The organism is Pseudomonas sp. NPDC089554, assembly GCF_050280645.1.
Classification (GTDB): Bacteria; Pseudomonadota; Gammaproteobacteria; order Pseudomonadales; family Pseudomonadaceae; genus Aquipseudomonas.
Window position 1 is genome coordinate 1 of the sequence record NZ_JBNNVR010000080.1, and the last position, 25313, is coordinate 25313.

Annotated in this window: 28 protein-coding genes; 15 read left to right on the plus strand and 13 right to left on the minus strand. The window is 62.9% G+C overall.

The genetic code is table 11. The annotated features are described in order from the left end of the window. The first annotated feature begins 36 nt into the window (after positions 1 to 36). The 3 genes from ACQKPE_RS20290 (at position 37) to ACQKPE_RS20300 (ending at position 3706) form a co-directional block, all read left to right on the plus strand. Positions 37 to 693 (plus strand): response regulator, encoded by a 657-nt coding sequence (locus tag ACQKPE_RS20290; RefSeq protein WP_427668425.1) that lies wholly within the window; start codon positions 37 to 39, stop codon positions 691 to 693. Then, positions 690 to 2036, plus strand: a complete 1347-nt coding sequence (locus ACQKPE_RS20295) for an ATP-binding protein (RefSeq protein WP_427668401.1) — start codon at positions 690 to 692, stop codon at positions 2034 to 2036. The genes ACQKPE_RS20290 and ACQKPE_RS20295 overlap by 4 nt, the downstream gene beginning before the upstream one ends. Positions 2037 to 2380: 344 nt before the next feature. Continuing rightward, entirely contained in the window at positions 2381 to 3706 is a 1326-nt protein-coding gene (locus ACQKPE_RS20300; RefSeq protein ID WP_427668402.1) for a dicarboxylate/amino acid:cation symporter, read from the plus strand. 105 nt (positions 3707 to 3811) lie between these two features. Here the strand turns inward: ACQKPE_RS20300 and ACQKPE_RS20305 are convergent, their stop codons facing one another. Both ACQKPE_RS20305 and ACQKPE_RS20310 read right to left on the minus strand, forming a co-directional pair. After that, entirely contained in the window at positions 3812 to 4306 is a 495-nt protein-coding gene (locus ACQKPE_RS20305; RefSeq protein WP_427668403.1) for a SprT family zinc-dependent metalloprotease, read from the minus strand. Between the two features lie 143 nt (positions 4307 to 4449). Beyond that, positions 4450 to 5049: a Yip1 family protein gene (locus tag ACQKPE_RS20310; RefSeq protein WP_427668404.1), complete on the minus strand. Its 600-nt coding sequence runs from the start codon at positions 5047 to 5049 to the stop codon at positions 4450 to 4452. Positions 5050 to 5301: 252 nt separating this feature from the next. On the opposite strand from ACQKPE_RS20310, the gene ttcA reads away from it, so the two are divergent. Beyond that, the gene (ttcA, locus tag ACQKPE_RS20315) at positions 5302 to 6126 is read left to right on the plus strand and encodes a tRNA 2-thiocytidine(32) synthetase TtcA (protein ID WP_427668405.1); all 825 of its coding nucleotides are present in this window, start codon (positions 5302 to 5304) and stop codon (positions 6124 to 6126) included. A gap of 3 nt (positions 6127 to 6129) precedes the next feature. Beyond that, positions 6130 to 6801: a DNA-3-methyladenine glycosylase I gene (locus ACQKPE_RS20320; RefSeq protein ID WP_427668406.1), complete on the plus strand. Its 672-nt coding sequence runs from the start codon at positions 6130 to 6132 to the stop codon at positions 6799 to 6801. A gap of 58 nt (positions 6802 to 6859) precedes the next feature. Here ACQKPE_RS20320 and ACQKPE_RS20325 read toward each other — a convergent pair whose 3' ends face one another. Genes ACQKPE_RS20325 through arsC form a run of 3 tightly spaced genes read right to left on the minus strand, consistent with a single transcriptional unit; the run spans position 6860 to position 8215 of the window. Then, a complete protein-coding gene (locus ACQKPE_RS20325; RefSeq protein ID WP_427668407.1) occupies positions 6860 to 7267 on the minus strand; it encodes a DUF2069 domain-containing protein in 408 nt (135 codons plus the stop codon). Further along, positions 7260 to 7865: an NAD(P)H:quinone oxidoreductase gene (gene wrbA, locus ACQKPE_RS20330; RefSeq protein ID WP_375100277.1), complete on the minus strand. Its 606-nt coding sequence runs from the start codon at positions 7863 to 7865 to the stop codon at positions 7260 to 7262. The genes ACQKPE_RS20325 and wrbA overlap by 8 nt, the downstream gene beginning before the upstream one ends. After that, the gene (arsC, locus tag ACQKPE_RS20335) at positions 7862 to 8215 is read right to left on the minus strand and encodes an arsenate reductase (glutaredoxin) (RefSeq protein WP_427668408.1); all 354 of its coding nucleotides are present in this window, start codon (positions 8213 to 8215) and stop codon (positions 7862 to 7864) included. The genes wrbA and arsC overlap by 4 nt, the downstream gene beginning before the upstream one ends. A gap of 85 nt (positions 8216 to 8300) precedes the next feature. Here arsC and ACQKPE_RS20340 point away from each other — a divergent pair, with 85 nt between their 5' ends. Next, positions 8301 to 8768: a TlpA disulfide reductase family protein gene (locus ACQKPE_RS20340; RefSeq protein WP_375100275.1), complete on the plus strand. Its 468-nt coding sequence runs from the start codon at positions 8301 to 8303 to the stop codon at positions 8766 to 8768. Between the two features lie 116 nt (positions 8769 to 8884). Here the strand turns inward: ACQKPE_RS20340 and ACQKPE_RS20345 are convergent, their stop codons facing one another. From ACQKPE_RS20345 to ACQKPE_RS20360, 4 genes are all read right to left on the minus strand, one after another. Beyond that, on the minus strand, positions 8885 to 9289 hold the full coding sequence (locus ACQKPE_RS20345; RefSeq protein WP_427668409.1) for an META domain-containing protein: 405 nt from the start codon (positions 9287 to 9289) through the stop codon (positions 8885 to 8887). Then, positions 9286 to 9723 carry a hypothetical protein gene (locus ACQKPE_RS20350; protein WP_427668410.1) on the minus strand — a complete coding sequence of 146 codons (438 nt, stop codon included), beginning with the start codon at positions 9721 to 9723 and terminating at the stop codon, positions 9286 to 9288. The genes ACQKPE_RS20345 and ACQKPE_RS20350 overlap by 4 nt, the downstream gene beginning before the upstream one ends. Before the next feature lie 25 nt (positions 9724 to 9748). After that, a complete protein-coding gene (locus tag ACQKPE_RS20355; RefSeq protein WP_427668411.1) occupies positions 9749 to 10738 on the minus strand; it encodes a 2-hydroxyacid dehydrogenase in 990 nt (329 codons plus the stop codon). 108 nt (positions 10739 to 10846) lie between these two features. Beyond that, entirely contained in the window at positions 10847 to 13603 is a 2757-nt protein-coding gene (locus ACQKPE_RS20360) for a response regulator (protein WP_427668412.1), read from the minus strand. Positions 13604 to 13818: 215 nt separating this feature from the next. Here ACQKPE_RS20360 and cysM point away from each other — a divergent pair, with 215 nt between their 5' ends. The 9 genes from cysM to ACQKPE_RS20405 all read left to right on the plus strand — a co-directional run bounded on the left by cysM (position 13819) and on the right by ACQKPE_RS20405 (position 23282). Further along, complete coding sequence (gene cysM / locus ACQKPE_RS20365; RefSeq protein ID WP_427668413.1) at positions 13819 to 14718, plus strand: cysteine synthase CysM; 900 nt, start codon at positions 13819 to 13821, stop codon at positions 14716 to 14718. Then, positions 14718 to 16076 (plus strand): 23S rRNA (uracil(1939)-C(5))-methyltransferase RlmD, encoded by a 1359-nt coding sequence (rlmD, locus tag ACQKPE_RS20370; RefSeq protein WP_427668414.1) that lies wholly within the window; start codon positions 14718 to 14720, stop codon positions 16074 to 16076. The genes cysM and rlmD overlap by 1 nt, the downstream gene beginning before the upstream one ends. A gap of 96 nt (positions 16077 to 16172) precedes the next feature. Then, positions 16173 to 18410 (plus strand): GTP diphosphokinase, encoded by a 2238-nt coding sequence (gene relA, locus ACQKPE_RS20375; protein WP_427668415.1) that lies wholly within the window; start codon positions 16173 to 16175, stop codon positions 18408 to 18410. Between the two features lie 136 nt (positions 18411 to 18546). Next, positions 18547 to 19380 (plus strand): nucleoside triphosphate pyrophosphohydrolase, encoded by an 834-nt coding sequence (gene mazG, locus ACQKPE_RS20380; protein ID WP_427668416.1) that lies wholly within the window; start codon positions 18547 to 18549, stop codon positions 19378 to 19380. Positions 19381 to 19406: 26 nt separating this feature from the next. After that, a complete protein-coding gene (locus ACQKPE_RS20385) occupies positions 19407 to 19946 on the plus strand; it encodes a DUF2058 domain-containing protein (protein ID WP_427668417.1) in 540 nt (179 codons plus the stop codon). Positions 19947 to 20199: 253 nt separating this feature from the next. Then, on the plus strand, positions 20200 to 20397 hold the full coding sequence (locus ACQKPE_RS20390) for a Com family DNA-binding transcriptional regulator (protein ID WP_427668426.1): 198 nt from the start codon (positions 20200 to 20202) through the stop codon (positions 20395 to 20397). 4 nt (positions 20398 to 20401) lie between these two features. Then, complete coding sequence (locus ACQKPE_RS20395) at positions 20402 to 21310, plus strand: lipid II-degrading bacteriocin (RefSeq protein WP_427668418.1); 909 nt, start codon at positions 20402 to 20404, stop codon at positions 21308 to 21310. 3 nt (positions 21311 to 21313) lie between these two features. Beyond that, positions 21314 to 21610, plus strand: coding sequence for a hypothetical protein (locus ACQKPE_RS20400; protein WP_427668419.1), 297 nt, complete (start codon positions 21314 to 21316; stop codon positions 21608 to 21610). 343 nt (positions 21611 to 21953) lie between these two features. Next, positions 21954 to 23282 carry a carboxylesterase/lipase family protein gene (locus ACQKPE_RS20405; RefSeq protein ID WP_427668420.1) on the plus strand — a complete coding sequence of 443 codons (1329 nt, stop codon included), beginning with the start codon at positions 21954 to 21956 and terminating at the stop codon, positions 23280 to 23282. Between the two features lie 77 nt (positions 23283 to 23359). Here the strand turns inward: ACQKPE_RS20405 and ACQKPE_RS20410 are convergent, their stop codons facing one another. The 4 genes from ACQKPE_RS20410 to ACQKPE_RS20425 all read right to left on the minus strand — a co-directional run. Further along, the gene (locus ACQKPE_RS20410) at positions 23360 to 23542 is read right to left on the minus strand and encodes a hypothetical protein (RefSeq protein ID WP_427668421.1); all 183 of its coding nucleotides are present in this window, start codon (positions 23540 to 23542) and stop codon (positions 23360 to 23362) included. 169 nt (positions 23543 to 23711) lie between these two features. After that, entirely contained in the window at positions 23712 to 24422 is a 711-nt protein-coding gene (locus ACQKPE_RS20415) for a DUF3108 domain-containing protein (RefSeq protein ID WP_427668422.1), read from the minus strand. An 8-nt stretch (positions 24423 to 24430) separates the two neighbouring features. After that, positions 24431 to 25084: a phosphoribosylglycinamide formyltransferase gene (purN, locus tag ACQKPE_RS20420; protein ID WP_427668423.1), complete on the minus strand. Its 654-nt coding sequence runs from the start codon at positions 25082 to 25084 to the stop codon at positions 24431 to 24433. Then, positions 25084 to 25313: AIR synthase-related protein (locus tag ACQKPE_RS20425; protein ID WP_427668424.1), on the minus strand; the 230-nt coding region annotated here is incomplete at its 5' end. The genes purN and ACQKPE_RS20425, both read right to left, overlap by 1 nt.

Genomic DNA, 25313 nt, shown 5'->3' on the forward strand with positions numbered 1-25313 from the left:
CACGATCAGCTTGGCGCCGACGGTGATTTCGGCTTTCTGCACGTGGTCTTCACGGATGTTGCCCATGCCGCCGGCGAGCATGATCGGCTTGTGGTCGAGGCGGTGGCCAATGCCGAGGAGGCGCTGTACCAGGCCGAGCAGTACAACCACGACCTGGCGGTGATCGACCTGGGCCTGCCGGGCATGAGCGGGCTGGACCTGATCCGCCAGTTGCGCAGCCAAGGCAAGACCTTTCCAATCCTGATCCTCACCGCGCGCGGTAACTGGCAGGACAAGGTCGAAGGCCTGGCCGCAGGGGCCGACGACTACGTGGTCAAACCCTTCCAGTTCGAGGAGCTCGAAGCGCGCCTGAACGCCTTGCTGCGCCGCTCCAGCGGCTTCACTCAGTCGACCATCGCCGCAGGCCCCCTGGTGCTCGACCTTAACCGCAAGCAAGCCACCCTGGACGAGCAGCCCTTGGCGCTGACCGCCTACGAATACCGCATCCTCGAATACCTCATGCGTCATCACCAGCAGGTGGTGGCCAAGGACCGCCTGATGGAGCAGCTGTACCCGGACGACGACGAGCGCGACCCGAATGTCATCGAGGTGCTGGTCGGTCGCCTGCGGCGCAAGCTCGAGGGCGACAACGGCTTCAAACCGATCGATACGGTGCGTGGCCTGGGCTACCTGTTCACCGAGCGTTGCCGATGATTCGCTCGCTACGCCTGCGTCTGATGCTTGCGGCGGCGTCGTTGGCGCTGCTGTTCATGCTGGGCCTGTTGCCGGCCTTGCAAAAGGCCTTCAGCCTGGCCTTGCAGGAGTCCATCGAGCAGCGCCTGGCCTCGGATGTGACGACGCTGATCTCGGCCGCGCGAGTCGAGCATGGCCAGTTGCAGATGCCGGCCCAGCTACCGGACGAACGCTTCAACCTGGCCAATACCGGCCTGCTCGGCTACATCTTCGACCGCCAGGGCAACCTGGTCTGGCGCTCGCGCGCTACCACCACCCAGAACATCAACTACTTGCCCCGTTACGACGGCACCGGCAACGAGTTTGCGCGCATCCGCCAGAACAATGGTGAAGAATTCTTCGTCTACGACGTCGAGGTGAAACTGCTCGGTGGCAAGAGCGCGGCCTTCAGCATCGTCGCCCTGCAGCCGGTACGTGAATACCAGCACACCCTCGATGGGCTGCGCGAGAAGCTCTACCTGGGCTTTGGCGCGGCCTTGCTGGCGTTGATGGTGCTGCTATGGGCGGGCCTGACCTGGGGCCTGCGCTCGCTGCGTCGGTTGAGCGTTGAGCTGGACGAGGTGGAGTCTGGCGCGCGTGATGGGCTCAGCCGCGAGCACCCACGTGAGCTGCTGCGCCTGACCGGCTCGCTGAACCGCCTGCTGCACAGCGAGCGCGAGCAACGCCAGCGCTACCGCGACTCCCTCGACGACCTGGCACATAGCCTGAAAACTCCACTGGCGGTGCTGCAAGGTGTCGGCGAAAACCTCGGCCAGGGCAATGGCGAACGCGAGCAGGCGCGGGTACTGCAAAGCCAGATCGAGCGCATGAGCCAGCAGATCGACTACCAGTTGCAGCGCGCCAGCCTGCGCAAGAGTGGCCTGGTTCGCCACCGGGTCGCGGTGCGGCCGCTGCTGGTCAGCCTGTGCAGCACCTTGGACAAGGTCTACCGGGACAAGCGCGTCAGCGTCAGCCTGGTAATTCCCGAGCGCGCCCAGTTGCCGATGGAGGAGGGTGCCTTGCTCGAACTGCTCGGCAACCTTCTGGAAAACGCCTACCGCCTGTGCCTGGGGCAGGTACGCGTGAGCCTGGTGGACGAGCCCGGCGCGCGCGTGCTGTGCGTGGAGGACGATGGCCCCGGCATACCGGTGAGCCTGCGCGAGCGTATCCTGCAAAGGGGTGAACGGCTGGACCGCCAACACCCGGGGCAGGGCATCGGGCTGGCCGTGGTCAAGGATATCATCGACAGCTTCGATGCGCAGTTGAGCCTGGGCGATTCGCCGCTGGGCGGGGCGGCGTTTCGTATCGTGTTCCGGGTCGACTGAAGTGCGCATCCATTTCTTCATGGCAAGCAATGCCTCTCTGGCAAGCGGTATTGCCTGGCAAGTCGGGCGGATTCCCGCCAGGCACCCCGTACCATTTCCGCCAACGGGCGGAAACCCGCCAATGCCCACCTCGAACCTTGCCCCGTCCTCGCGCACGAATTCCCCGTAAACACGGCACTTGCACCCATTCTGGGCATTTTGGCATTGCCCTTGCTATGTAACCGGCAGAGGCCTGCGCTGCGCAGCTCGAACACAACAAATCCCTCCAGGTGCAGGAGGGTTCGCGCTTTAGGTGCCATGCCCTGGGAAGGGTGTTCAAGGCACACTCGAGGATAAATCTAGCCATGACGACACGTCAGCCGCTGTACAAGTCCCTGTATGTCCAGGTGATCGTTGCCATCACCATCGGCATCCTGCTCGGTCACTACTACCCCGAAACCGGTGTTGCCCTCAAACCCTTGGGTGATGGCTTCGTCAAACTGATCAAGATGGTCATCGCCCCGATCATCTTCTGTACCGTCGTCAGCGGCATCGCAGGCATGCAGAGCATGAAGTCGGTCGGCAAGACCGGCGGCTACGCGCTGCTGTACTTCGAAATCGTCTCCACCATCGCCCTGATCATCGGCCTGGTCGTGGTCAACGTAGTTCAGCCTGGCGCTGGCATGCACGTCGATGTCAACACCCTGAACGCCAGCAGCGTAGCCGCCTACGCCAGTGCCGGCGCGCAGCAGACTACCATTGGCTTCCTGCTCAACGTCATTCCCAACACCGTAGTCGGCGCCTTCGCCAACGGCGACATCCTGCAAGTGCTGATGTTCTCCGTGCTGTTCGGCTTCGCCCTGCACCGCCTGGGCAGCTACGGCAAGCCGGTGCTGGAGCTGATCGATCGCTTCGCCCATGTGATGTTCAACATCATCAACATGATCATGAAGCTGGCCCCGGTCGGTGCCTTCGGTGCCATGGCCTTCACCATCGGTCAGTACGGCGTTGGCTCGCTGGTGCAGCTGGGCTACCTGATGGCCTGCTTCTACATCACCTGCCTGGCGTTCATCCTGATCGTGCTGGGCGGCATCTGCCGCGCCCACGGTTTCAGCGTGTTGAAGCTGATCCGCTACATCCGTGAAGAACTGCTGATCGTACTGGGTACTTCCTCCTCGGAATCGGCCCTGCCACGCATGCTGACCAAGATGGAGCGCCTGGGTGCGAAGAAATCCGTGGTTGGCCTGGTGATCCCGACTGGCTACTCGTTCAACCTGGACGGTACTTCGATCTACCTGACCATGGCTGCGGTGTTCATCGCCCAGGCCACCGACACCCCGATGGACCTGAGCCACCAGATCACCCTGCTGCTGGTGCTGCTGGTTGCTTCCAAAGGCGCTGCGGGCGTTACCGGTTCGGGCTTCATCGTCCTGGCCGCTACCCTGTCTGCCGTTGGCCACCTGCCGGTTGCCGGCCTTGCGCTGATCCTGGGTATCGACCGCTTCATGTCCGAAGCCCGCGCCCTGACCAACCTGATCGGCAACGCCGTTGCCACCGTGGTCGTGGCCAAGTGGGTCAAGGAGCTGGACACCGACAAGCTGCAATCGGAACTGGCTTCCGGTGGCTCGCCGCTGGTCGAGACCCGTCCGGCCGACGACCTGGGTGTTGCTGAAGGCCCGGCTGTTCGTTGATCGTGCGGTAAATGAAAAAGGCGACCCTCGGGTCGCCTTTTTTGTGTCTTGGACTATGCCGGTTCCCGCCGTTCTCAAGCACAGCGCAGTACCTGTAAGAGGGGGTTACTCGACGCGAGTCTCGCCGCTGTACACCAATATTTCCCGGCAGCGCCGGCACAGGTAGCGCCGCCCCTGGCGCACCAGCTTGTGCCGCTGGGCGGTGAACGGGAAATCGCTCTGCGGGCACGGGCAGCGGTAGATGTAGCGGGTCACCACGCGCCGCTGCACGTCGTAGTTGTGGCAGCGGTTGGGCGGCAACTCGTACACCCCGCGCATGATCAACTGCCATTCCTCGCCGTGGGCCTGGATACGCTCGCCGAACAATTGGTGGGCGACCAGGTGCGCCACTTCGTGGGCCACGGTCTGGCGCAGGAAGTCTTCCTGGTTTTCGCGGTACAGCTGCAGGTTGAAGCGCAGCAGGTTCTCGTGCAGGTGCGCAACGCCGGCCTTCTGGCCGCGCAGCTTGAAGCTGACCTCGGGGCGGGCGAAGGGGCGTTTGAAGAAGTCTTCGGCTTGTTGGTAACAGGTTTCGACGCGTTGCTTGAGCAGCTCGGGCATGGCGGGGCGGGTCTCCTTGCCAGCGCATTATGCCGCAAGCACCAGGCGCCTGCCGAGCCCGCCGGTCAGCAGGCAGTCAAAGGCCGCCTCGCGGCGGCCCCTGGCTTCGATGCCCAGTGTTGGTGGATCTAGTCGTAGACATCTCAGCTGGTATACACAGGCCCCACGCCCAGACCCCAGATGATCACCGTGGCGGCCATGATTGCCACCAGCACTACCAAGCCTACCGCCAGCACGGAACTCGAGAACAAAAAGCCTTCGTCGGTGGGAATGTTCATGAACGTCGGTAGGCCGACATACAGCAGGTAGACGGTGTAGCAGATGGCCGCCGTGCCGAGCAGCATGCCCAGCCACAGGTGCGGGTAGAGCGCTGCCAGGCCGCCGAGGAACAGCGGGGTGGCGGTGTAGGTGGCGAAAGCGATGCATTGCGCCATGCTTGGGTTGGCGTCGTAGGTGCGCGCCATCCAGTGGATGAAGGCGCCCATCACGGCCACCCCGGCGAGCATCGCCAGGTACGACATGATGCTCATCCATAGCGCGCTTTCCATGGTCAGCATTACCGCAGGCCTGTCGCCGATCACCCAGCCCACCTGGGTGGTGCCGATGAAGGCCGATACCGCCGGGATCGCCGCCAGGATCAAGGTGTGGGTCAGGTACATGTGGCTGATGCTTTCGTCCTCGCCACGTATCTCCTTCCATTCCTGGTCCGGATGGGTAAACAGCCCCAGAACGTGATGGATCATGCCGGTCACTCCTATCGTCGTTGCCAAACGCCCCCCCAATGGAGCGCCTGTGGCCCGAGGCCTGGACACCGAAGCAGCGGTAATATGGCCTTATGTCGCAGTATAGGAAGCGGATCCCAGCACAAACCGGGGTTTTTAGAGCAAATTGCACTGTCAGGCGCGGCCTTGATTCTTTATCGGAATGGCCTACGCCAACGGCCGGTTTGTGCGTAAAATAACCGGCTTTTGTCACACCTCGCGGATTCAAGCGCCATGGGCACCCTTTCGGTCAACCAGAACAAACTGCAAAAACGCCTGCGCCGCCTCGCCGGCGAAGCCATCGCCGACTACAACATGATCGAGGATGGCGACAAGATCATGGTCTGCCTGTCCGGCGGCAAGGACAGCTACACCATGCTCGACGTTCTGCTGCACCTGCAGAAGGTGGCGCCGATCAGCTTCCAGATCGTCGCGGTGAACATGGACCAGAAGCAGCCCGGCTTCCCCGAGCATGTGCTGCCGGCTTACCTGAAGGCGCTGGGCGTCGAGTACCACATCGTCGAGAAGGACACCTACTCGGTGGTCAAGGAGCTGGTACCCGAGGGCAAGACCACCTGCTCGCTGTGCTCGCGCCTGCGCCGGGGCACCTTGTACACCTTCGCCGACGAAATCGGTGCGACCAAGATGGCCCTGGGTCACCACCGCGACGACATCGTCGAGACCTTCTTCCTCAACATGTTCTTCAACGGCGCGCTCAAGGGCATGCCGCCGAAGCTGCGCGCCGACGATGGCCGCAACGTGGTGATCCGGCCGCTGGCCTATTGCAGCGAGAAGGACATCCAGGCCTATTCGGACATGAAGGAATTCCCGATCATCCCGTGCAACCTGTGCGGCTCGCAGGAAAACCTGCAGCGCCAGGTGGTCAAGGACATGCTGGTGGAGTGGGAGCGCAAGCACCCGGGCCGCACCGAAAGCATCTTCCGCGCGATGCAGAACGTGGCGCCGTCGCAGCTGGCCGACCGCAACCTGTTCGACTTCACCAGCCTGAAGATCGACGAGAACGCCGCCCCGCGTTTCCTCGACGTGCTGAACCTCTGACCCATGCGCGACTACCAATGGCTGCATGAATTCTGCCTGAATCGCTTCGGCTCGGCCCAGGCGCTGGAAGCCTTCCTGCCGCAGCCGCGCACGCCTGAGCAGTTGCGCGCCATCAGCGATGACCGCTACCTGTCGACCCTGGCCCTGCGCGTATTCCGCGCAGGCCTCAAGCACAGCCTGGTGGATGCCAAGTGGCCGGCGTTCGAGCAGGTGTTCTTCGGTTTCGACCCGGAGAAAGTGGTGCTGATGGGCGCCGAGCACCTGGAGCGGCTGATGCAGGGCGAGCGCATCATCCGTCACCTGGGCAAGCTCAAGAGCGTGCCGCGCAACGCGCAGATGGTGCTGGATGTGCAGAAGGAGAAGGGCAGTTTCGGCGCGTTCATCGCCGATTGGCCAGTGACCGATATCGTCGGGCTGTGGAAGTACCTGGCCAAGCATGGCAACCAGCTGGGCGGGTTGTCTGCGCCGCGGTTCTTGCGCATGGTTGGCAAGGATACGTTCATTCCTACCGATGACATGGCGGCGGCGTTGATTGCGCAGAAAGTGATCGACAAGCAGCCCACCAGCCAGCGTGACCTGGCGCTGGTGCAGCAGGCGTTCAACCAGTGGCATGCCGAGAGTGGACGGCCGCTGTGCCAGTTGTCGGTGATGCTGGCGCATACCGTCAACCATTGAGATCTGCGGCGCTTTCTTCGCGGGTCTACCCGCGAAGAAGGCACTGCCAACGTCAGCCCTATTCCCCCGCCAACCGCCGCTCATGCTGGAACTTCCAGCGCACATACAGCAGCCCACTGACGAACAACCCCAGGCTCACCAGCACTTCGACCCAGCCGAACAGCGCCCGCGCCGGGTCGAACGCTGCCAGCACGCCCTTGATGAAATAAATGTTCACCACGAAGCAGGTCCAGGCATGCGCCCGGGCGCTGCCCTTGAGCATGCCCGGCAGCAACAGCAGCAGCGGAACCAGCTCGATCGCCAGGATCACCTCGACCCGCGCGCCATGCAATTCGGCGAACCACAGGTTGTTCACCGCCAGCAGGGCAATCAGGCTGAAGAAGCAGGCCAGGGCCATTGCGCGGGTCACCCGCAGGCGCGGCGCCAACCAGTCGAGGGACGGCAGCACCTTGGGCTTTTTAGCCACGGGGTTCACCCAGGGCCTTGGCGGTGTTCGCCAGGCGTTGGCCCAGTGCGCGGCACAGGGTGATTTCGTGCGGGTCGAGTTCGCGCTTGCCGTCGGCACCGGCGTGGTGGCTGGCGCCATAGGGCGTGCCGCCGCCGCGGGTTTCCAGCAGCGCGGATTCGCTGTACGGCAGGCCCAGCACCAGCATGCCGTGGTGCATCAAGGGCAGCAGCATCGACAGCAGTGTGGTTTCCTGGCCGCCGTGCAGGCTGGCGGTAGAGGTGAACACCGCCGCCGGCTTGCCCACCAGCTCACCGCCCAGCCACAGGCTGCTGGTGCCGTCGAGGAAGTATTTCAGGGGGGCGGCCATGTTGCCGAAGCGGGTCGGGCTACCCAAGGCGATGCCAGCGCAGTGGCGCAGGTCGTCCAGGGTGGCGTACAGCGCGCCGCTGGCGGGAATGTCCGGGGCCACGGCTTCGCATTCGGTGGAAATGGCCGGTACGGTGCGCAGGCGTGCTTCCAGACCGGCCATTTCGACGCCACGGGCAATGTGCCGGGCCATCTCGCTGGTCGAGCCGTGGCGGCTGTAGTACAGCACCAGGATATAGGGATCGCTCACGGCAGGATCTCCAGGACTTTTTCCGGTGGGCGACCGATCACTGCCTTGTCACCGGCCACCAGGATCGGCCGTTCGATAAGCTTGGGGTGCTGGGTCATGGCGTCGATCAGCTGTGCGTCGCTCAGGGCCGGGTTGGCCAGCTCCAGCGTCTTGTATTCGTCTTCGCCGGTGCGCAGCAGTTGGCGCGGGGCAATGCCCAGCTTGCCGAGCAGGGCCTTGAGGGTCGCGGCATCCGGCGGGGTTTCCAGGTAGCGCACTACGGTGGGCGCCAGGCCACGTGCCTCGAGCAGCTCCAGGGCGCCACGGGATTTGGAGCAGCGCGGGTTATGATACAGGGTCAGGTCGGTCATGACGGGTCGCATCCAGCTGGGTGTGGCGGCTATTCTAACCACAGCGATCGACTTCAACGCTTGAAAAACTTAGAAGGATTGACCCATGGCAAGGCGTTTGGCAGCGGCATTGGCGATCACCGCGGGCTTGTTGCTCGGTGGCTGCGGTGCGGACTACGGTGTGGACCAGCATGGCACCACGGTGAAGGCCGAGCAGCTCGACGGGCACTGGCTTGTGCTCAATTACTGGGCCGAATGGTGTGGCCCGTGCCGCACGGAAATCCCTGAGCTCAACGAGGCCGCCAAGCTGTGGAGCGCCGAGGGTATCAAGGTGGTGGGGGTGAACTTCGACGGCTTGCAGGGCGATGAGCTCAAGCAGGCGGTGCAGGCCCTGGGCATCGATTTCACCGTGCTGGCCCAGGACCCGGCCGAGCGCTATGAACTACCCCGCAGCGAAGCGCTGCCGGTGACCTACATCATCGATGACAAGGGCAAGGTGCGTGAGCAGTTGCTGGGCGAGCAGACGCTGGAAGGGCTGCAAGCGAAGATCAAGGCGCTCAAAGGCGGCGCTTGATTCATTGCCGGGCTGCTGCGCAGCCCTATCGCGGGGCAAGCCCGCTCCCACAGGTTCTACATCGTACTTGAGGGCCATGTAGAACCTGTGGGAGCGGGCTTGCCCCGCGATGTTTTTCAGCCTTCCTCAGGCCAGAAGCGCAGTGGCTTGCCTTCGCCTGGCCAGAAACGCACTTGCTCGATCGGCGATACATCCCAGCGCTGCACCGTCTCCAGGGCCTGCAGGAAACGTTTTTCCTGGTCCATCAAGGCCGGCGCACACAGCTTGCGGGTCTTGCCGACCTTGCCGAAGCTCAGCCGGTCGCCTTCCAGGGTGTAGCTGGCGAACCAGTGGTTGCAGCCGGCATTGCCATAGGCCCGGCCATCGTTGGCCAAGGTCAGGGTCAGGTGGCTGTAGTCGATCAGCGGGTGTTCGCCGATCCACTCCAGCACGTAGCTGCGTTCCTGTTGCAGTTTCATGGGCTCGGCAGCGCAGCCGAGCAGGGCGCTGGCGGCCAGCGCGGCGCTCAACAGCGTTTTCACTGCGCACGTCCCTGGCAGGCAGGGCACAGGTGGCGCCCGTTTTCATTGGCCCAGCCCAGCTCGACGATGCGCGCACTGGCCGCCGGTTGATGGCCCTTCTTGCCCAGCTTGGCGTCCACGGCGAACTCGAACTCAAGTTCCGCCTCGCAGCCGTCGCACTTGACCTTCCAGGTGAGGATTTCCAGCTCGTTGAACACCGGCCCGCTGGCCACGGCGACCCACTGGCCGCGCGGGTTGATCAGGTGGCGCACGGTGTCGACGGTCAGGCGCATGGACAAGTCCTTGCTGCCCTTGAGCGTGACCAGCAGGACATCGCCTTTCTGGATCGAGCCGCCGTTGCCGGTCACCTGGTAGCGCCCCGGCACCAGTGCGCGGCATTCGATCAGGGTGTGTTGCGGGTTGAAAAGGGTGTAGCGGAAATCGTGCTCGACCATGGGTCCTCCAGAAATGCCGCGTATCCTAGCCTGTTACCCGGTTCTGCGCATTGCCTGCCGCCCAGTGGACGATGTTTTCAAGGGTGGTGCTGGCAATCGCGTGCAGCGCCTCGTGGGTCAGGAACGCCTGGTGCGCGGTGACGATCACGTTGGGGAAGGTCAGCAGCCGCGCCAGCACGTCGTCTTGCAGGGGCAGGTCGGAGCGGTCTTCGAAGAACAGCTGCGCCTCCTCTTCGTACACATCCAGCCCCAGGTAGCCCAGCTGGCCGCTCTTGAGCGCATCGATCAGCGCCGGGGTATCGACCAGGGCGCCGCGCCCGGTGTTGATCAGCATGGCGCCGTGCTGCAACTGGGCAAGGCTCTGGGCATTGATGAGGTGGCGGGTGTGTTCGTTCAGCGGGCAATGCAGGCTGACGATGTGTGACTGGCGCAGCAGTTCGGGCAGCGCCAGGTAGCGGGCGCCAAGGGCCAGCAGCTCGGGGTTGGGAGTTGGGTCGTAAGCCAGCAATTGGCAGCCGAAACCGGCCATGATGCGGGCGAAGGCGGCGCCGATCTGGCCGGTGCCGACCACCCCGACGGTCTTGCCGTGCAGGTCGAAGCCGGTCAGGCCGTGCAGGGTGAAGTCGCCTTCGCGGGTGCGGTTGTAGGCGCGGTGCAGGCGCCGGTTGAGCGCCAGGATCAACGCCACGGCGTGCTCGGCCACGGCGTGTGGCGAGTAGGCCGGCACCCGCACCACGGCCAGGCCCAGGCGCGCGGCAGCGTCCAGATCGACATGGTTGTAGCCGGCCGAGCGCAAGGCGATCAGGCGCGTGCCGCCGCTGGCCAGGCGCTGTAGCACCTGGGCGTCGAGTTCGTCGTTGATGAAGGCGCAGACCACCTCGAAGCCCTGGGCCAGGGGCGCGGTGTCGAGGGTCAGGCGGGCGGGCTGGAAATGCAGCTCCAGGGCACTGCCGCCGGCGGCTTGGCTGAAGCTTTCCTGGTCGTAGTGCTGGCTGCTGAACAACAGGACGCGCATGGTCGGGCTCCTCGGGCTGGAAAGGGGCAGTTTAGATAGCCCTGACAGGTCGGTGTTGACCTGTGTCGGCCTCATCGCGGGCTTGTCCCGCGATGAGGCCGACGCGCTTCAGGCGCTCAGGTGCGCCTGCGCCGCCAGCCGGCTGATGGCTCGGTCCAGCTCCTCGAGCGCCTGCAACGCCTGTGGGTTGTCCTGCTTGAGCAAGGTTTCGCTGCGCTGGCAGGCGGCTCGCAGTTGCGGCACGCCGCAATAGCGCGAGGCGCCATTGAGGCGGTGCACCTGCTCGATCATCGCCTCGCGATCGCCCGCATCCCGCGCCGAACGAATGGCTTCGCGGTCGCGCTCCAGCGAGGCCAGCAACATCGCCAGCATGTCTGCCGCCAGGTCGGCCTTGCCTGCCGCCAGGCGCAAGCCTTCCTCGGGGTCGAGCACTTTCAGCTCCTGGTCATCCGGCGTGTGCTCGCTGGCGCGCTCCTGGGGCTCGGCGCCCAGGCTCAGGCCGGTCCACTTCATCAATACCTGGGCCAGCTGGCGTTCACTGATCGGCTTGGTCAGGTAGTCGTCCATGCCGCTGTGCAGCAAGGCGCGTTTCTCATTGGCCATGGCGTGCGCGGTCAGGGCCACGATCGGCAGCGGCTGGCCGCTCTGGCTGCTTTCCCAGCGGCGGATCTGCTCGGTGCAGGCGCGGCCATCCATGCCGGGCATCTGTACGTCCATCAGCACCAGGTCGAACGGTTCGTCCTGTACCGCCTGCACGGCGGCATAGCCGTTGTCCACCGCCAGCACCGCCGCGCCCATGTCTTCGAGCAGGGTCTTGACCAGCAGCAGGTTGGCGGGGTTGTCATCTACGCACAGCACCTTGGGCAATGCATGACGGTTGCCGACGCGCGGTTCGCCGCCCTGGCGGCTCGGCTGCACCAGCTCTACCAGCAGGCGACGCAGCTTGCGTGTGCAGGTCGGCTTGGACATCAACTGGCCGTGGGCATTGGGCAAATAAGGGTGGTACAGCGCCTGCTCGGTGGTCGGGCACAGCACCACACTCAGGCAGCCCAGGTGTTCAAGTTGTTGGTGGTACTGGCCAAGCTGCTCGGGCGAAAGGTTGCCCAGGTTGGCGCAGAGGATGGCGAACTCGAACGGCTGGCCAGCCTGGCTGGCAGCCTGCACGCCCTGCACCAGTTGCTCGAAGGAGGCGAACAGGCTGACGCTCAGGCCGCAGTCCTCCAGTTGGTGCTCCAGAGCCTGGCGCGCCAGTTCATGGCCATCGACGATCGCCGCGCGGCGCCCGAGCAAGGGTTGCAGCGGCAGCTCCTCGCCGTCGTCGTGGGCCTTGGGCAGGCTGAGGTTGATCCAGAACTGCGAGCCTTCGCCGGGCGTGCTGTCCACGCCAATCTCGCCGCCCATCTGCTCGATCAGGCGCTTGGAGATCACCAGGCCCAGGCCGGTACCGCCGGGCTGGCGCGACAGCGAGTTGTCGGCCTGGCTGAAGGCCTGGAACAGCGTGCGCACGTCCTGCTGCGACAGGCCGATGCCGGTGTCCTGCACACTGATGCGCAGTTGCGCGGTGTCGTCGTGCTCGTCCTCGACCATGGCGCGCACGACGATGGTGCCTTCGCGGGTGAACTTGATCGCGTTGCTCACCAGGTTGGTGAGGATCTGCTTGAGCCGCAGCGGGTCGCCCACCAGCGACAGCGGCGTGTCGCGGTACACCAGGCTGACCAGTTCGAGCTGCTTGGCGTGGGCGGCCGGGGCGAGGATGGTCAGGGTGTCCTGGATCAGGTCGCGCAAGTTGAACGGAATGCTGTCGAGCACCAGCTTGCCGGCCTCGATCTTGGAGAAGTCGAGGATCTCGTTGATGATCCCCAGCAGGTTGTCGGCCGACTTTTCGATGGTGCCCAGGTAGTCGAGCTGGCGCGGGGTGAGCTCGCTTTTTTGCAGCAGGTGGGTGAAGCCGAGGATGCCATTGAGCGGCGTGCGGATCTCGTGGCTCATGTTGGCCAGGAACTCGGACTTGATCCGGCTGGCCTCCAGGGCCTCCTTGCGCGCCATGTCCAGCTCGATGTTCTGGATCTCGATGGTTTCCAGGTTCTGGCGTACGTCCTCGGTGGCCTGGTCGATGCTGTGCTGCAATTCTTCATGGGCGTTGTGCAGAGTTTCGGCCATGCGGTTGATGCCGGCGGCCAACTCGTCCAGCTCATGGCTGCCCAGGGTCGGCAGGCGCTCTTCGAGGTTGCCGTCCTTCAATTGGTTGACCACATGCTTGATACGCCCGATGGGGCCATTGATCGCGCGGCTCATGCGCAAGGCGAGCAGGGTGGTCAGGCACAGGCAGACGAAGATCAGCACCAGGCTGGTGAACAGGTTGCGGTAGCCGCGCAGCAACGTGCCGTCGTGGGACAGCTCGATCTCCAGCCAACCCAGCAGGCGCTCGGCTTCTGCCGGCACGGCGTTGCCGGCCAGGTCGCGGTGGTGACCGAACACCGGCATCAGGTAGCGGGTGGCGTCGTTGCCGGAGCGTTGCAGCAGTTGGGTAGTGCCGCCACCGGTGGGCGGCGGGTTGAGCATGCTCGGGCCGGCGTGGGCCAAGCGTGAACGGTCTGGCGCGAGGAACGCCACTGCACGTACGTCGGCCTGCTCCAGGGCCTGGGAGGCGATGCGCTCAAGCTGCTCCGGCGCGGGCTGGGCCAGGGCCGGGGCGGCCAGGGGCGCCAGTTGCTCGGCGATCATCTTGCCGCGCTGCAGCAACTGGGTGCGCAATTCGTTCTGTTGCAGCCAGGTGAAATAGCTGCCCAGCACCAGCGCCATCAGGCCGGCCGGCAGTAGGGCCAGTAGCAGCACCCGGCTGCGTATTCCCAAACGATCGAGCACACTGGTCTCCTGTCATGTGCATGGTTGTGGTCGCCTGTGGCGACACGCTCGGCGAACGTTACCCCGGTCGCTGCCTCAATGCACTTTTTTGTGTCAGCGTTGTGCTGGCACCTCTATATAGCTTGTAGCTATAGCCACTACAGATTGCGTGATATGGCCAGGAAAGGTTTGCCGGTATGATAGGCGCCCCTGCCGTCCGGATTGCGAAATACGCCATGACCTTGCAGTACCCAACCATCGCCGATTGCGTCGGCAACACGCCTCTGGTTCGCCTGCAACGCATCGCCGGGCAGACCAGCAATACCTTGCTGCTCAAGCTCGAAGGCAACAACCCGGCGGGTTCGGTGAAGGACCGCCCGGCCTTGTCGATGATCACCCGCGCCGAGCTGCGCGGCCAGATCAAGCCCGGCGACACGCTGATCGAGGCGACCTCCGGCAACACCGGTATCGCCCTGGCCATGGCGGCGGCGATCAAAGGCTACAAGATGATCCTGATCATGCCGGACAACTCCACCGCCGAGCGCAAGGCGGCCATGACCGCCTATGGCGCCGAGCTGCTGCTGGTGACCAAGGAAGAGGGCATGGAAGGGGCCCGCGACCTTGCCGAGAAGCTACAGGCCGAAGGCCGCGGCCTGGTGCTCGACCAGTTCGCCAATGGCGACAACCCGATCGCCCATTACCAAAGCACTGGCCCGGAAATCTGGCAACAGACCCAGGGCAGCATCACCCATTTCGTCAGCTCCATGGGCACCACCGGCACCATCATGGGCTGCTCGCAGTACCTCAAGGAGCAGAACCCGGCGGTGCAGATCGTCGGCCTGCAACCGATGGAGGGCTCTGCCATTCCTGGTATCCGCCGCTGGCCGGAGGAATACCTGCCGAAGATCTTCGACGCTACCCGGGTCGACCGGGTGGTCGACATGTCCCAGCAGGAAGCCGAAGAGACCACGCGCAGGCTTGCCCGCGAAGAGGGCATTTTCTGCGGCGTGTCCTCTGGCGGTGCGGTGGCGGCCATGCTGCGTCTGTCGCAGGAAGTGGAAAACGCGGTCATGGTGGCAATCATCTGCGACCGCGGCGACCGCTACCTGTCCACCGGCCTGTTCGACGCAAACTGATGTCCAGAAAGAAAAGCAGCGGCGGCCTGCGCTTTCAGCCAGCGGGCGGTGAGCGCGCGCCCCAGGTGCCGGTCGGCAAGAAACAGAAGCTGGACATCGAGCGCCTGGCCGGGGACGGCCGTGGCATTGCCTTCCTCGAGGGGCGTACCTGGTTCGTCAGCGGCGCCCTGGCAGGCGAGGCGGTAGAGGCGCGGGTGCTCAATGCCCGTGGCAAGGTGGTCGAGGCTCGCCTGGAGCGGGTGCTGCAAGCCAGCCCCGAGCGGCGCGAGGCGCCTTGCCGGCACTACGCCCGCTGCGGCGGTTGCAACCTGCAACATCTACCTCACGACGGCCAATTGGCACTCAAGCAACGCACACTCGCCGAGCAACTGCAGCGCGTTGGCAATGTCCAACCTGAAATATGGGCTGCGCCTTTGGCCGGCCCGGAATTCGGCTACCGGCGTCGGGCGCGGGTGGCGGTGCGCTGGGAGGCCAAGGCGCGTCAATTGCACGTCGGTTTCCGTGCCGAGGCCAGCCAGGACATCGTTGCTATCGACGATTGTGCGGTGCTGGTACAGCCCTTGCAGACGATCATGCGCCACTTGCCGACCGTGCTGCGCAGCTTGGACAAACCGCAGGCGTTGGGGCACGTGGAGTTGTTCAGTGGTAGCGCCGAGGCGCTGCTGGTGCGGCATGTCGCGCCGCTGTCCAGCGAGGACCTGGCGCGCTTGCAGGCGTTCTGTGAGCAGGCCGGTGCCCAGTTGTGGCTGCAAGGCGAGGGCGAGCCGGCAGCGGTCGAGGCCAACGCGCAACTGGGCTTCGCCCTGGAACCGTGGGGGCTGGAACTGGCCTGGCGACCGGGCGACTTCGTCCAGGTCAATGCCCAGGTGAACACTGCGATGATCGAGCAGGCCCTGGCCTGGTTGGCACCGCAAGCAGACGAGCGGGTACTGGACCTGTTCTGCGGCCTGGGCAACTTTGCCCTGCCGCTGGCGCGCCAGGCCCGCGAAGTGGTAGCGGTGGAGGGTGTGCAGGCGATGGTCGAGCGTGCCGCCGCCAATGCGCGTGATAACGGCGTGCATAACGCGCGTTTTGTTCAGGCCGATTTATCGCAGCCCCTGGCGGCTGCCGAATGGGCCGACGAGGGCTTTTCTGCGGTACTCTTGGACCCACCGCGCGATGGCGCCTTCGAAGTGGTGCAGGGCATCGCCCGACTGGGGGCGAAGCGGTTGGTCTATGTATCGTGTAACCCGGCCACCCTGGCGCGAGATGCGCAGGTGCTGGTCGAGCAGGGGTACCGGTTAAAAAGGGCCGGGATTCTCGACATGTTTCCTCAGACGGCGCATGTCGAGGCCATGGCGTTATTCGAGGTGGGCTGATCGCAGCCCTCTTGGTGCGGCTCCCATGGAAAGGGGGCAGCACGTTTGATTGCCAGTGCGTCCGCGTGGCGCGCTGTATGGAAAGGTAAAAGAAACATGGTACAGGTGAGAGTGCACCAGCCGGTCAATACCGACGGCAGTATCAATCTCGATGCATGGCTGGATCATGTGGTGAGCGTCGATTCTGCGCTTGATCGCACGGCCCTCAAGGAGGCTTGCGAATTCGCCCTGGAAGTCGAGAAGAAGGGCAACCCGGCCAAGCATTCCTGGGCCGACGGCACGTCCAGCTTCCAGGCAGGCCTGGAAATCGCCGAAATCCTCGCTGACCTCAAGCTCGACCAGGACTCGCTGGTCGCCGCCGTGGTCTATCGCTCGGTACGCGAGGGCAAGGTGACCCTCGCCGAAGTCGGCCAGCGTTTCGGCCCGGTGGTCTCCAAGCTGATCGACGGCGTGCTGCGCATGGCCGCCATCAGTGCCAGCCTTAGTCCGCGCCAGTCGCTGGTACTGGGTTCCCAGGCACAGGTCGAGAACCTGCGCAAAATGTTAGTGGCCATGGTCGACGACGTGCGCGTAGCGCTCATCAAGCTGGCCGAGCGCACCTGCGCCATTCGTGCGGTCAAGGCCGCCGATGACGAAAAGCGCATGCGCGTGGCGCGCGAGGTGTTCGACATCTATGCGCCGCTGGCCCACCGCCTTGGCATCGGCCATATCAAGTGGGAGCTGGAAGACCTGTCCTTCCGCTACCTCGAACCCGACCAATACAAGCAGATCGCCAAGCTGCTGCACGAGCGCCGGCTGGACCGCGAGCGCTTCATCAGCGACGTGATGAACCAGTTGCAGAACGAGCTGCTGGCCACGGGCGTGAAGGCCGATATCAGTGGCCGGGCGAAACATATCTATTCGATCTGGCGCAAGATGCAGCGCAAGGGCCTGGAGTTCAGCCAGATCTACGACGTGCGTGCGGTGCGCGTGCTGGTGCCGGAGATTCGCGACTGCTACACCGCGCTCGGCATCGTGCACACCCTGTGGCGACACATCCCCAAGGAGTTCGACGACTACATCGCCAACCCCAAGGAGAACGGCTACCGCTCGCTGCACACCGCGGTGATCGGCCCGGAGGGCAAAGTGTTGGAGGTGCAGATCCGCACCCACGGCATGCACGAGGAAGCCGAGCTTGGCGTGTGCGCGCACTGGCGCTACAAGGGCACCGACGTCAAACCCAGCTCCAACCACTACGAAGAGAAGATCTCCTGGCTGCGCCAGGTGCTGGAATGGCACGAGGAACTGGGCGATATCGGCGGCCTGGCCGAGCAGCTGCGGGTCGATATCGAGCCGGACCGGGTCTATGTGTTCACCCCCGACGGCCACGCCATCGACCTGCCCAAGGGCGCCACGCCGCTGGACTTCGCCTACCGCGTGCACACCGAGATCGGCCATAACTGCCGCGGCGCCAAGATCAACGGCCGCATCGTGCCGCTGAACTACAGCCTGCAAACTGGCGAGCAGGTGGAGATCATCACCAGCAAGCACGGCAACCCCAGCCGTGACTGGCTGAACTCCAACCTCGGCTATGTCACCACCTCGCGGGCGCGGGCGAAGATCGTCCACTGGTTCAAGTTGCAGGCGCGCGACCAGAACGTTGCCGCCGGCAAGACCCTGATCGAGCGTGAGCTCAGCCGCCTGGGCCTGCCGCAGGTGGACTTCGAGCGTCTGGCCGAGAAGGCCAACGTGAAGACCGCCGAAGACATGTTCGCCGCCCTCGGGGCCGGCGACCTGCGTCTGGCGCACATGGTCAACGCGGCCCAGCAGCTGCTCGAGCCCGAGCGCCTGGAGCCTGAGCTGATCCCACGCCAGGCGCGTGGTATTCGTGCCGGCAAGCGCGGCGATATCCAGATTCAAGGCGTGGGCAACCTGCTGACCCAGATGGCCGGCTGCTGCCAGCCATTGCCGGGCGATGCCATCGTCGGCTACATCACCCAGGGCCGCGGCGTGAGCATTCACCGCCAGGACTGCGCCTCGGTGCTGCAATTGGCGGGCAAGGAGCCGGAGCGCATGATCCAGGTGAGCTGGGGGCCGATCCCGGTGCAGACCTACCCGGTCGACATCGTCATCCGCGCCTACGACCGCCCGGGCCTGCTGCGCGACGTGTCGCAGGTGCTGCTCAACGAGAAGATCAACGTGCTGGCGGTGAACACCCGCTCGAACAAGGAAGACAACACCGCGCTGATGTCGCTGACCATCGAGATTCCCGGCCTGGATGCGCTGGGGCGCTTGCTGGGGCGTATCTCGCAGTTGCCGAACATCATCGAGACGCGGCGTAATCGTACGCCTTGAGACAGCGTCGCCATCTTCGCGGGCAAGCCCGCTCCTACAGGTACCCCGCTGCATTCGGGATCAGCGGTGAACCTGTAGGAGCGGGCTTGGCGAGGCGTCGCACCGCCGCGAAGATGGCACCGCCGAAGGACCTGCCATGACCTACACCCTAGACGACCTGCTGCACCTGATGGCCCGCCTGCGCGACCCCAAGCACGGCTGCCCCTGGGACTTGCAGCAGGACTACGCCAGCATCGTCCAACACACCATCGAAGAAGCCTACGAAGTCGCCGACACCATCGAGCGTGGCGATTTCGAGCACCTGCAAGGCGAGCTCGGCGACCTGTTGTTCCAGGTGGTCTACTACAGCCAGCTGGCCCGTGAAGAAGGGCGCTTCGAATTCGACGGCGTGGTCGACGCGATCACCCGCAAGCTGATCCGCCGCCACCCCCATGTATTCCCCACCGGCGACCTCTACGCACCACTCGACACCCCAAGCCTGAGCGAGGCCCAGGTCAAGTCGCGCTGGGAGCAGATCAAGGCCGAGGAACGCGCCGAGAAGAGCACCCCCGAGCAGCTGTCGTTGCTCGACGACGTACCCGCCGCCTTGCCCGCGCTGTCACGCGCGGCCAAGCTGCAAAAGCGCGCCGCCACGGTCGGCTTCGACTGGCCTGAGGCGCTGCCGGTGCTGGACAAGGTCCGCGAAGAGCTTGATGAAGTGCTGCAAGCCATGGCCGACGGCGACAGCGATGCGCTGGAAGACGAGCTCGGCGACCTGCTGTTCGCCACCGTCAACCTGGCCCGCCACCTCAAGCACGACCCGGAAAACGCCCTGCGCCGCGCCAACCGCAAGTTCGAGCGACGTTTCCGTTTTATCGAGCAGGCATTGTGCGACAGTGGCCAACCGATCGAGAATTGTAGCCTTGACGAGCTGGATGCCCTGTGGGGCGAAGCCAAGCGTCAGGAAAAGAACCTGCCCAGCTGCGGCTGAGCCGATGCATAAGTGAGTGAACACCGATGAGCCTTTCCCTTCGCGATCAATTGCTCAAGGCCGGTCTGGTCAACCAGAAGCAGGTCTCCCAGACCAACAAGGCCGAGAAGAAACAGAAACGCCTGGAACACAAAGGCCAGGTCGAGGTGAACGACAGCCAGCAACGCCTGGCCAAGGACGCCATGGCCGACAAGGCCAGGAAAGACCAGGAACTGAACCGCCAGGTCCAGGAGAAAGCCGAGCAGAAGGCGCGTGCCGCGCAGGTCAAGCAATTGATCGAGGCCACCCGCCTGCCCAAGCTCACTACCGAGGACTACTACAACTTCGTCGACGACAAGAAGGTCAAGCGTATTGCCGTCAACGCCCTGATGCGCAGCAAGCTCAGCGGCGGCTCGCTGGCGATTGTCGCCCATGGCGGTGGCTATGAGGTGATCCCGCGCGAGGCGGCGGTGAAGATCCAGGAGCGCGACCCCAAGCGCATCCTGCTGCTCAATACCCAGGTGGAAGAGACGGATGAGGATGATCCGTACGCGGCCTACAAGATCCCTGATGATCTGATGTGGTAAATATCGAAAGCCTTGCCAAGGACGTCATGCTGTTCACTTGGACTGCATTGCTTGCCATAAGGCTGCACTGCACGCCTACTTGTTCAAGTGAATGGTATTTTCGACTAATCCAAGGATTTTTTATTTATGCTGCTGGGAAAAGAAGGGAAGCTTTTAGCAGGCAAGGCACTCTGGAGGGACTTCGGGTCTGAGGCTTATATCTGCAGGACATCCCTTACAGTCACCGCTCGCACGAGTGATGTGGATTGTGGCATTGCAGATGCTTGAAGATATCCGTTGCGGTAATTGCAAACGACTCCTTGCCCGAGTGGGAAGGGGTACTCAGCTCCAGATTAAATGCTCCCGTTGTGGGGTACTAAATCATGTGAAGATCGTGAGTCTCGAGCTATCGCCGAAGAGCGACATTAGCGCGGAATTTCCCGCGAGTAATTGTTCTCAAAAAAATAGGTGAATCGATGTCTAACGAACTTGCTGAAAGTGTTGTGTATGGTGAGGCTGATCCTCACACCACGTATACGATTGAAGAAGGCTGGGATTCAGTTTTCGCCATGTTGCCTGAGCATATTCGAGAAATTCACGCCATTCCGCTTGCAGCACCTGCTTTGGTTCTGAATGGAGAGGCTGTATGGGCAGCGGCGTTGGCAGCGAACCCTTACTTAATGATGCAGGAAATATGCAAAGGACTAAGTAATCAACCGCTGTTTTCCGTCCGCACGCAGTTGGGTATCCATACCTATGCAAATTACATGTGGGGCGAGAACGGCCCGGCAGCGGGCAAGTACTTGTTTCCTCTGGATGGTTCGTTTGACCTCCAATATGGCTATGGTCAATTTTTGGCTACAAATAACTGGATCGATGCTCCTCTATTTGCTGCTCATAGTGTGGACTTTTTTGGAGTGCCAACCATGCCATTCGCGGCAATGGGTTATTGGTTATTTGGCAATGGTCTACCGCGCTACGTCGATGTCCGCTCGCTGAATTTGGCCATGGGGGTCTCTGATTTCGGTCCGATAAATCAGATTCTTACCAACCCTGACGTTGGGGAAGGCGTATACCAGGTATCCGAGGCTCCGTTTAGCTACAATACATTTAATAGTTTGTCGGACCTACCGGTCGCATTGACCGTGGGGCGCGTATCTGGAAAAGTCACTGGTGATCTAACTGTCCATGCAGATGGCTCATATTATTTTTCTGGTTATTATAATTTGAATGACGATAAATTCGATGCCGACCCCAGTAATCGCCCTTGGTTGCAAGAGGCATTGACTACCTTCTTGATGCAACTGGGTGAGACGTTTGGCCATACCGACTACACTATCCATTTTCAGGGTGACCAGCCGATCAGTTTTGAGGGAGAGCGGTAAATTATGATAAGGAAAGCTGCATGGCTGGCATACGCCGTTAGTTTTATGGTGCTGGCGGGTTGCGGCGAAAGAGATGCAGGATCATGTGCAGCAGGTGGTTCTGAGGCGTTTTTCAAGGCATCGATCGATGCTTACTACCAACGTCACGCTCAACAGGAAGCCAGTAAAAGTTACACCTTGGTTGAGGGCGCTCACTACGACACCACTACAAACTGGTGGATGGTTCCATTTGATGCGGGCAGTGAGCGGCTGCAAGCTTTAATCAGCTGCGATGGAAGGCTTGAGATTACAGGTCGGTGAAGTCGGTTACCGCTGAGCAAATATGAACCATTCCATGGCGCCTAGTAGAAGAGGTCCAGAACCCCCTCCGGGACGCGGTATTGTATCTTGAGGGGGGCTCTGAAGTCGTCGTTACTGGGTGCGACGTTGGTTCTCAAGCTGTTCAAGCTTCAGGCGGTGCTGTTGGCCTTACAAGATTCCTGACGACCTGATGTGGTAACCCACGAAAAGAACCCCGTCCAGGCGGGGTTCTTTTCGGTTTCTCGATGATCATGGAAATCCTTCAGGCCACCCCCTGACTGAGCTTCTGCATACGCTAGCTGGCGAACGATACGTTCGTTACCGATAGCTGACAGGAGTTCCTATGATCGACACCCAATCCCTTACCGTTCGAATAGACAGCGGCCCGATCGCAGGCCTGCGCGAGGGTGATGTCATCGCCTTCAAAGGCATCCCCTATGCTGCCGCGCCAGTGGGCCTGCTGCGCTGGCAGCCGCCCCAGGACCCAGCTCCCTGGGTCGAGACTCGCAACGCGTTCGACTATGGCAACGACTGCATGCAAAAGCCCTATGCCGCGCCACTGCCACAGGCGCCGCAGTTCAGTGAAGACTGCCTCTATCTGAATGTCTGGTCGCCAGCGGCTGGCCCTGCTGGTAAGCCGGTGCTGGTCTGGATACACGGCGGTGGTTTCGTCAATGGCAGTGCTGCACGCCCTCACTACAGCGGCGCAGCGCTGGCCGCGCAGGGCATCGTGGTGGTGAGCTTCAACTACCGCTTCGCACGTTTCGGTGTCTTCGCTCATCCCCAACTCACCCGGCAACAGGGTCAGGAGCAGGCACTGGGCAATTACGGTTTCATGGACCAGATCGCCGCGTTGCAATGGGTGCAGCGCAATATCGCGGCCTTCGGTGGGAACCCGGGCGACATCACGGTGATGGGTGAGTCCGCTGGTGGGGTATCGACCCACGCCCTACTCACGTCGCCTCAGGCCTGCAACCTCATCCACAAGGCGGTGATCCTCTCTGGGGGAGATGGGCAGGAACTGGTGGCGTTTGCGCAGGCTGAAAGGGCAGGCGAGGCTTTCGCTGCGCAGCAGGGTATCGAGGCCGACGACCCACAGGCAGTGGCGAAACTGCGACAACTGGCGGCCATCGATATTCGTGGTGACCTCAATATGGCCACGCTTTTTGAGCCTGCTGTCGAGAACCCGACCCATACCTTCCCCTGCGCTGACGGCAAGGTCGCGGTCGACATTCTGGACGCTTATCGAAACGATCGATTCAACCGAGTGCCCGTCATGATCGGCGCGACCAGCGATGACCTGTTCGGGCCGCAAGGGAGCATGGTGGTCGGTGCGAAGACGCTTGCCGACTTGCTGGCGACCAAGGGCCTACCGGTCTATCGTTTTCGCTTCACTTACGTTACCCAGGCATTGGAGCACGAGCATCCATTGGGGGCGCCGCACTCCTCGGAGATTCCCTACTTCATGGGCACCTTGCAGCAAAAGTATGGACAACAGGTGACTGAGCGTGACTGGAAGATGTGCACGATCACCTGTGGCTACCTGGTCAATTTCGTGAAAGCGGGCAACCCTAATGGCCAAGCGCTCACGCCATGGCCTGTCTATCTGCCTGCTGAGCGCAAGACCCTCGATTTCCTGGGGGATGCGAGTGTGGTGTGCTTCGAGGGTTGAGTGAGCACAGTCGAGTCTGTCGTCGAGAGCGAAGGCCGCTCCAGCAGGTCTGGAGCGGCCTTTGGTGATTGGCCTCGTTACTGTGCGGCGCGCTGGTTCTCGAGCTGCTCCAGCTCCAGGCGGTATTGCTGGGCCTGGTGTTCTTCATGGAACATGCCGACCAATTGGCCTTGCTGGTGCACATCCCAGATCCGCACGCCAGCGGCCAGGCCTTCGTGGGACATTTTCGATTCGTCGCGTTCGGTTACTTGGACAGTCATCGGTAAACTCCACTGCTTGAGTTGGCTGCGACACTGTGTCGCACAACTCATTTATAGAGTTTGTTAGCAGGCTAAGTAAGTAAAACCGCCATGAAACAAGTTTCATCAACGTCCGAGCGCGCATGAAAAAGCCCCGCACATGGCGGGGCTTTCAGGGGCGGGCAGGGGCTCAGCTCCCCTTCACCGCCTTGCCATCGACCGTGCCTTCTTGCAGCACGATCACGTATTCCTTGCCGTCGGTTTCTACCTGGCGCAACTGCACCAGCAGGAAGTCCCAGTCCTTGGCGAACCACAGCTCGGTGATACGCTTGCTCTGGCTTGGGTCGCGCACGCGCTCGACCTTGATGGCCTCGACCTGGCCGGTCTTGGTAGCCACCTTCTCGGTACCCAGCACACGGAAGTCGTAGGTGTCGATCTCGTCACCGTCGACCACCTGGTAGGTCATGCTCTTCTTGCCAGCGGCTACGTCATGCTGCAACGCCAGCTGGTAGGACGACTTGTCCAGCACGCCGCGGTTCAGCGGCAGGTCGACGGCATCGCCGCGGTCGCTGCCGGTGACTTTCTTGCTGGCCCAGTCGAAGCTCAGGTCGACCTTCTTCGCCTTGCCCAGGCCGCCACGCTCGAAGTGGTAGCTCTGTGGCTGCAAGGTGTCCTTGTCCATGCGCAGGGTGCTTTGCTCGGTGAGGCTGGCGATCATCATGGAGGCCTTGAAATTCAGGCTCCAGGTACCGTTGGCGTTCTTTTCCAGGCTGCGCTCGGCCGTGCCGCTCATGGGCAGCTGTTTCCAGTCGGCGGTGTAGCTGGCCGAGAACGGCTTCAGGTCAGCTGCCTGGAGGGGCAGGGCGAGCACGGCGAGAGCCAAGAGCAGGGCGCGACGCATAATTTCTCCTAGGGTCGAATCAAGTGACCGCTGGCCGCCAGCGGCTGGCCATCCAGTAACGCACCCTGTTCGCCCAGACGCAAGCGTCCTTCGGCGAACCAGCGCACGGCCAGCGGGTAGATCAGGTGTTCCTGCTGGTGCACCCGCTGGGCGAGGGTCTGCGCGGTGTCCTTCGCGGCAACTGGAACCACAGCCTGTACGACCAGAGGCCCGCCATCGAGTTCCTCGGTGACGAAGTGCACGCTGCAGCCGTGCTCGGCATCGCCGGCGTCCAGCGCGCGTTGATGGGTGTGCAGGCCTTTATACTTGGGCAACAGTGACGGATGTATGTTCAGCAGGCGGCCATGGTAGTGGCGCACGAAGGCGCCACTGAGAATACGCATGAAACCGGCCAGCACCACGAGGTCTGGCTGGAAGCTGTCGACCAGCGCCACCAGCGCGGCATCGAAGGCTTCGCGGCCTTCGAAGCCGCCATGCTCGAGTACGGCGGTGTCGATACCGGCCGCCTTGGCCCGTTCCAGGCCATAGGCGTCGGCGCGGTTGGAAACCACCGCGCGGATTCGCGCGGGGCCTTGCTGGGCGCCGAGGCTGTCGATCAGCGCCTGCAGGTTGCTGCCGGAGCCCGACAGCAGTACCACGACGTTACAGGTCTTGCCCGGCATCAGTGTGCCTTGAGGTTCTGCAGCTCGACCTGGGCAGCGCCTTCTGCGGCCACATCGATGCGGCCGATCACCCACGGCTGTTCACCTTCGGCGCGCAGCACGTTCAGGGCAGCTTCTACCTGGTCCTGGGCCACGCAGATGACCATGCCCACGCCGCAGTTCAGCACGCGGTGCATCTCGTGCTCGTCGACGTTGCCTTTTTCCTGCAGGAAGTCGAACACCGCCGGAC

Excerpts from the sequence above, each read along its gene's own strand:
- ACQKPE_RS20295 (WP_427668401.1), top strand. The coding sequence starts at position 690 with ATGATTCGCTCGCTACGCCTGCGTCTGATGCTTGCGGCGGCGTCGTTG.
- ACQKPE_RS20300 (WP_427668402.1), top strand. The coding sequence starts at position 2,381 with ATGACGACACGTCAGCCGCTGTACAAGTCCCTGTATGTCCAGGTGATC.
- ACQKPE_RS20305 (WP_427668403.1), bottom strand. The coding sequence starts at position 4,306 with ATGCCCGAGCTGCTCAAGCAACGCGTCGAAACCTGTTACCAACAAGCC.
- ACQKPE_RS20310 (WP_427668404.1), bottom strand. The coding sequence starts at position 5,049 with ATGATCCATCACGTTCTGGGGCTGTTTACCCATCCGGACCAGGAATGG.
- ttcA (WP_427668405.1), top strand. The coding sequence starts at position 5,302 with ATGGGCACCCTTTCGGTCAACCAGAACAAACTGCAAAAACGCCTGCGC.
- ACQKPE_RS20320 (WP_427668406.1), top strand. The coding sequence starts at position 6,130 with ATGCGCGACTACCAATGGCTGCATGAATTCTGCCTGAATCGCTTCGGC.
- arsC (WP_427668408.1), bottom strand. The coding sequence starts at position 8,215 with ATGACCGACCTGACCCTGTATCATAACCCGCGCTGCTCCAAATCCCGT.
- ACQKPE_RS20340 (WP_375100275.1), top strand. The coding sequence starts at position 8,301 with ATGGCAAGGCGTTTGGCAGCGGCATTGGCGATCACCGCGGGCTTGTTG.
- ACQKPE_RS20350 (WP_427668410.1), bottom strand. The coding sequence starts at position 9,723 with ATGGTCGAGCACGATTTCCGCTACACCCTTTTCAACCCGCAACACACC.
- ACQKPE_RS20355 (WP_427668411.1), bottom strand. The coding sequence starts at position 10,738 with ATGCGCGTCCTGTTGTTCAGCAGCCAGCACTACGACCAGGAAAGCTTC.
- cysM (WP_427668413.1), top strand. The coding sequence starts at position 13,819 with ATGACCTTGCAGTACCCAACCATCGCCGATTGCGTCGGCAACACGCCT.
- rlmD (WP_427668414.1), top strand. The coding sequence starts at position 14,718 with ATGTCCAGAAAGAAAAGCAGCGGCGGCCTGCGCTTTCAGCCAGCGGGC.
- relA (WP_427668415.1), top strand. The coding sequence starts at position 16,173 with ATGGTACAGGTGAGAGTGCACCAGCCGGTCAATACCGACGGCAGTATC.
- mazG (WP_427668416.1), top strand. The coding sequence starts at position 18,547 with ATGACCTACACCCTAGACGACCTGCTGCACCTGATGGCCCGCCTGCGC.
- ACQKPE_RS20385 (WP_427668417.1), top strand. The coding sequence starts at position 19,407 with ATGAGCCTTTCCCTTCGCGATCAATTGCTCAAGGCCGGTCTGGTCAAC.
- ACQKPE_RS20395 (WP_427668418.1), top strand. The coding sequence starts at position 20,402 with ATGTCTAACGAACTTGCTGAAAGTGTTGTGTATGGTGAGGCTGATCCT.
- ACQKPE_RS20400 (WP_427668419.1), top strand. The coding sequence starts at position 21,314 with ATGATAAGGAAAGCTGCATGGCTGGCATACGCCGTTAGTTTTATGGTG.
- ACQKPE_RS20405 (WP_427668420.1), top strand. The coding sequence starts at position 21,954 with ATGATCGACACCCAATCCCTTACCGTTCGAATAGACAGCGGCCCGATC.
- ACQKPE_RS20410 (WP_427668421.1), bottom strand. The coding sequence starts at position 23,542 with ATGACTGTCCAAGTAACCGAACGCGACGAATCGAAAATGTCCCACGAA.
- ACQKPE_RS20415 (WP_427668422.1), bottom strand. The coding sequence starts at position 24,422 with ATGCGTCGCGCCCTGCTCTTGGCTCTCGCCGTGCTCGCCCTGCCCCTC.
- purN (WP_427668423.1), bottom strand. The coding sequence starts at position 25,084 with ATGCCGGGCAAGACCTGTAACGTCGTGGTACTGCTGTCGGGCTCCGGC.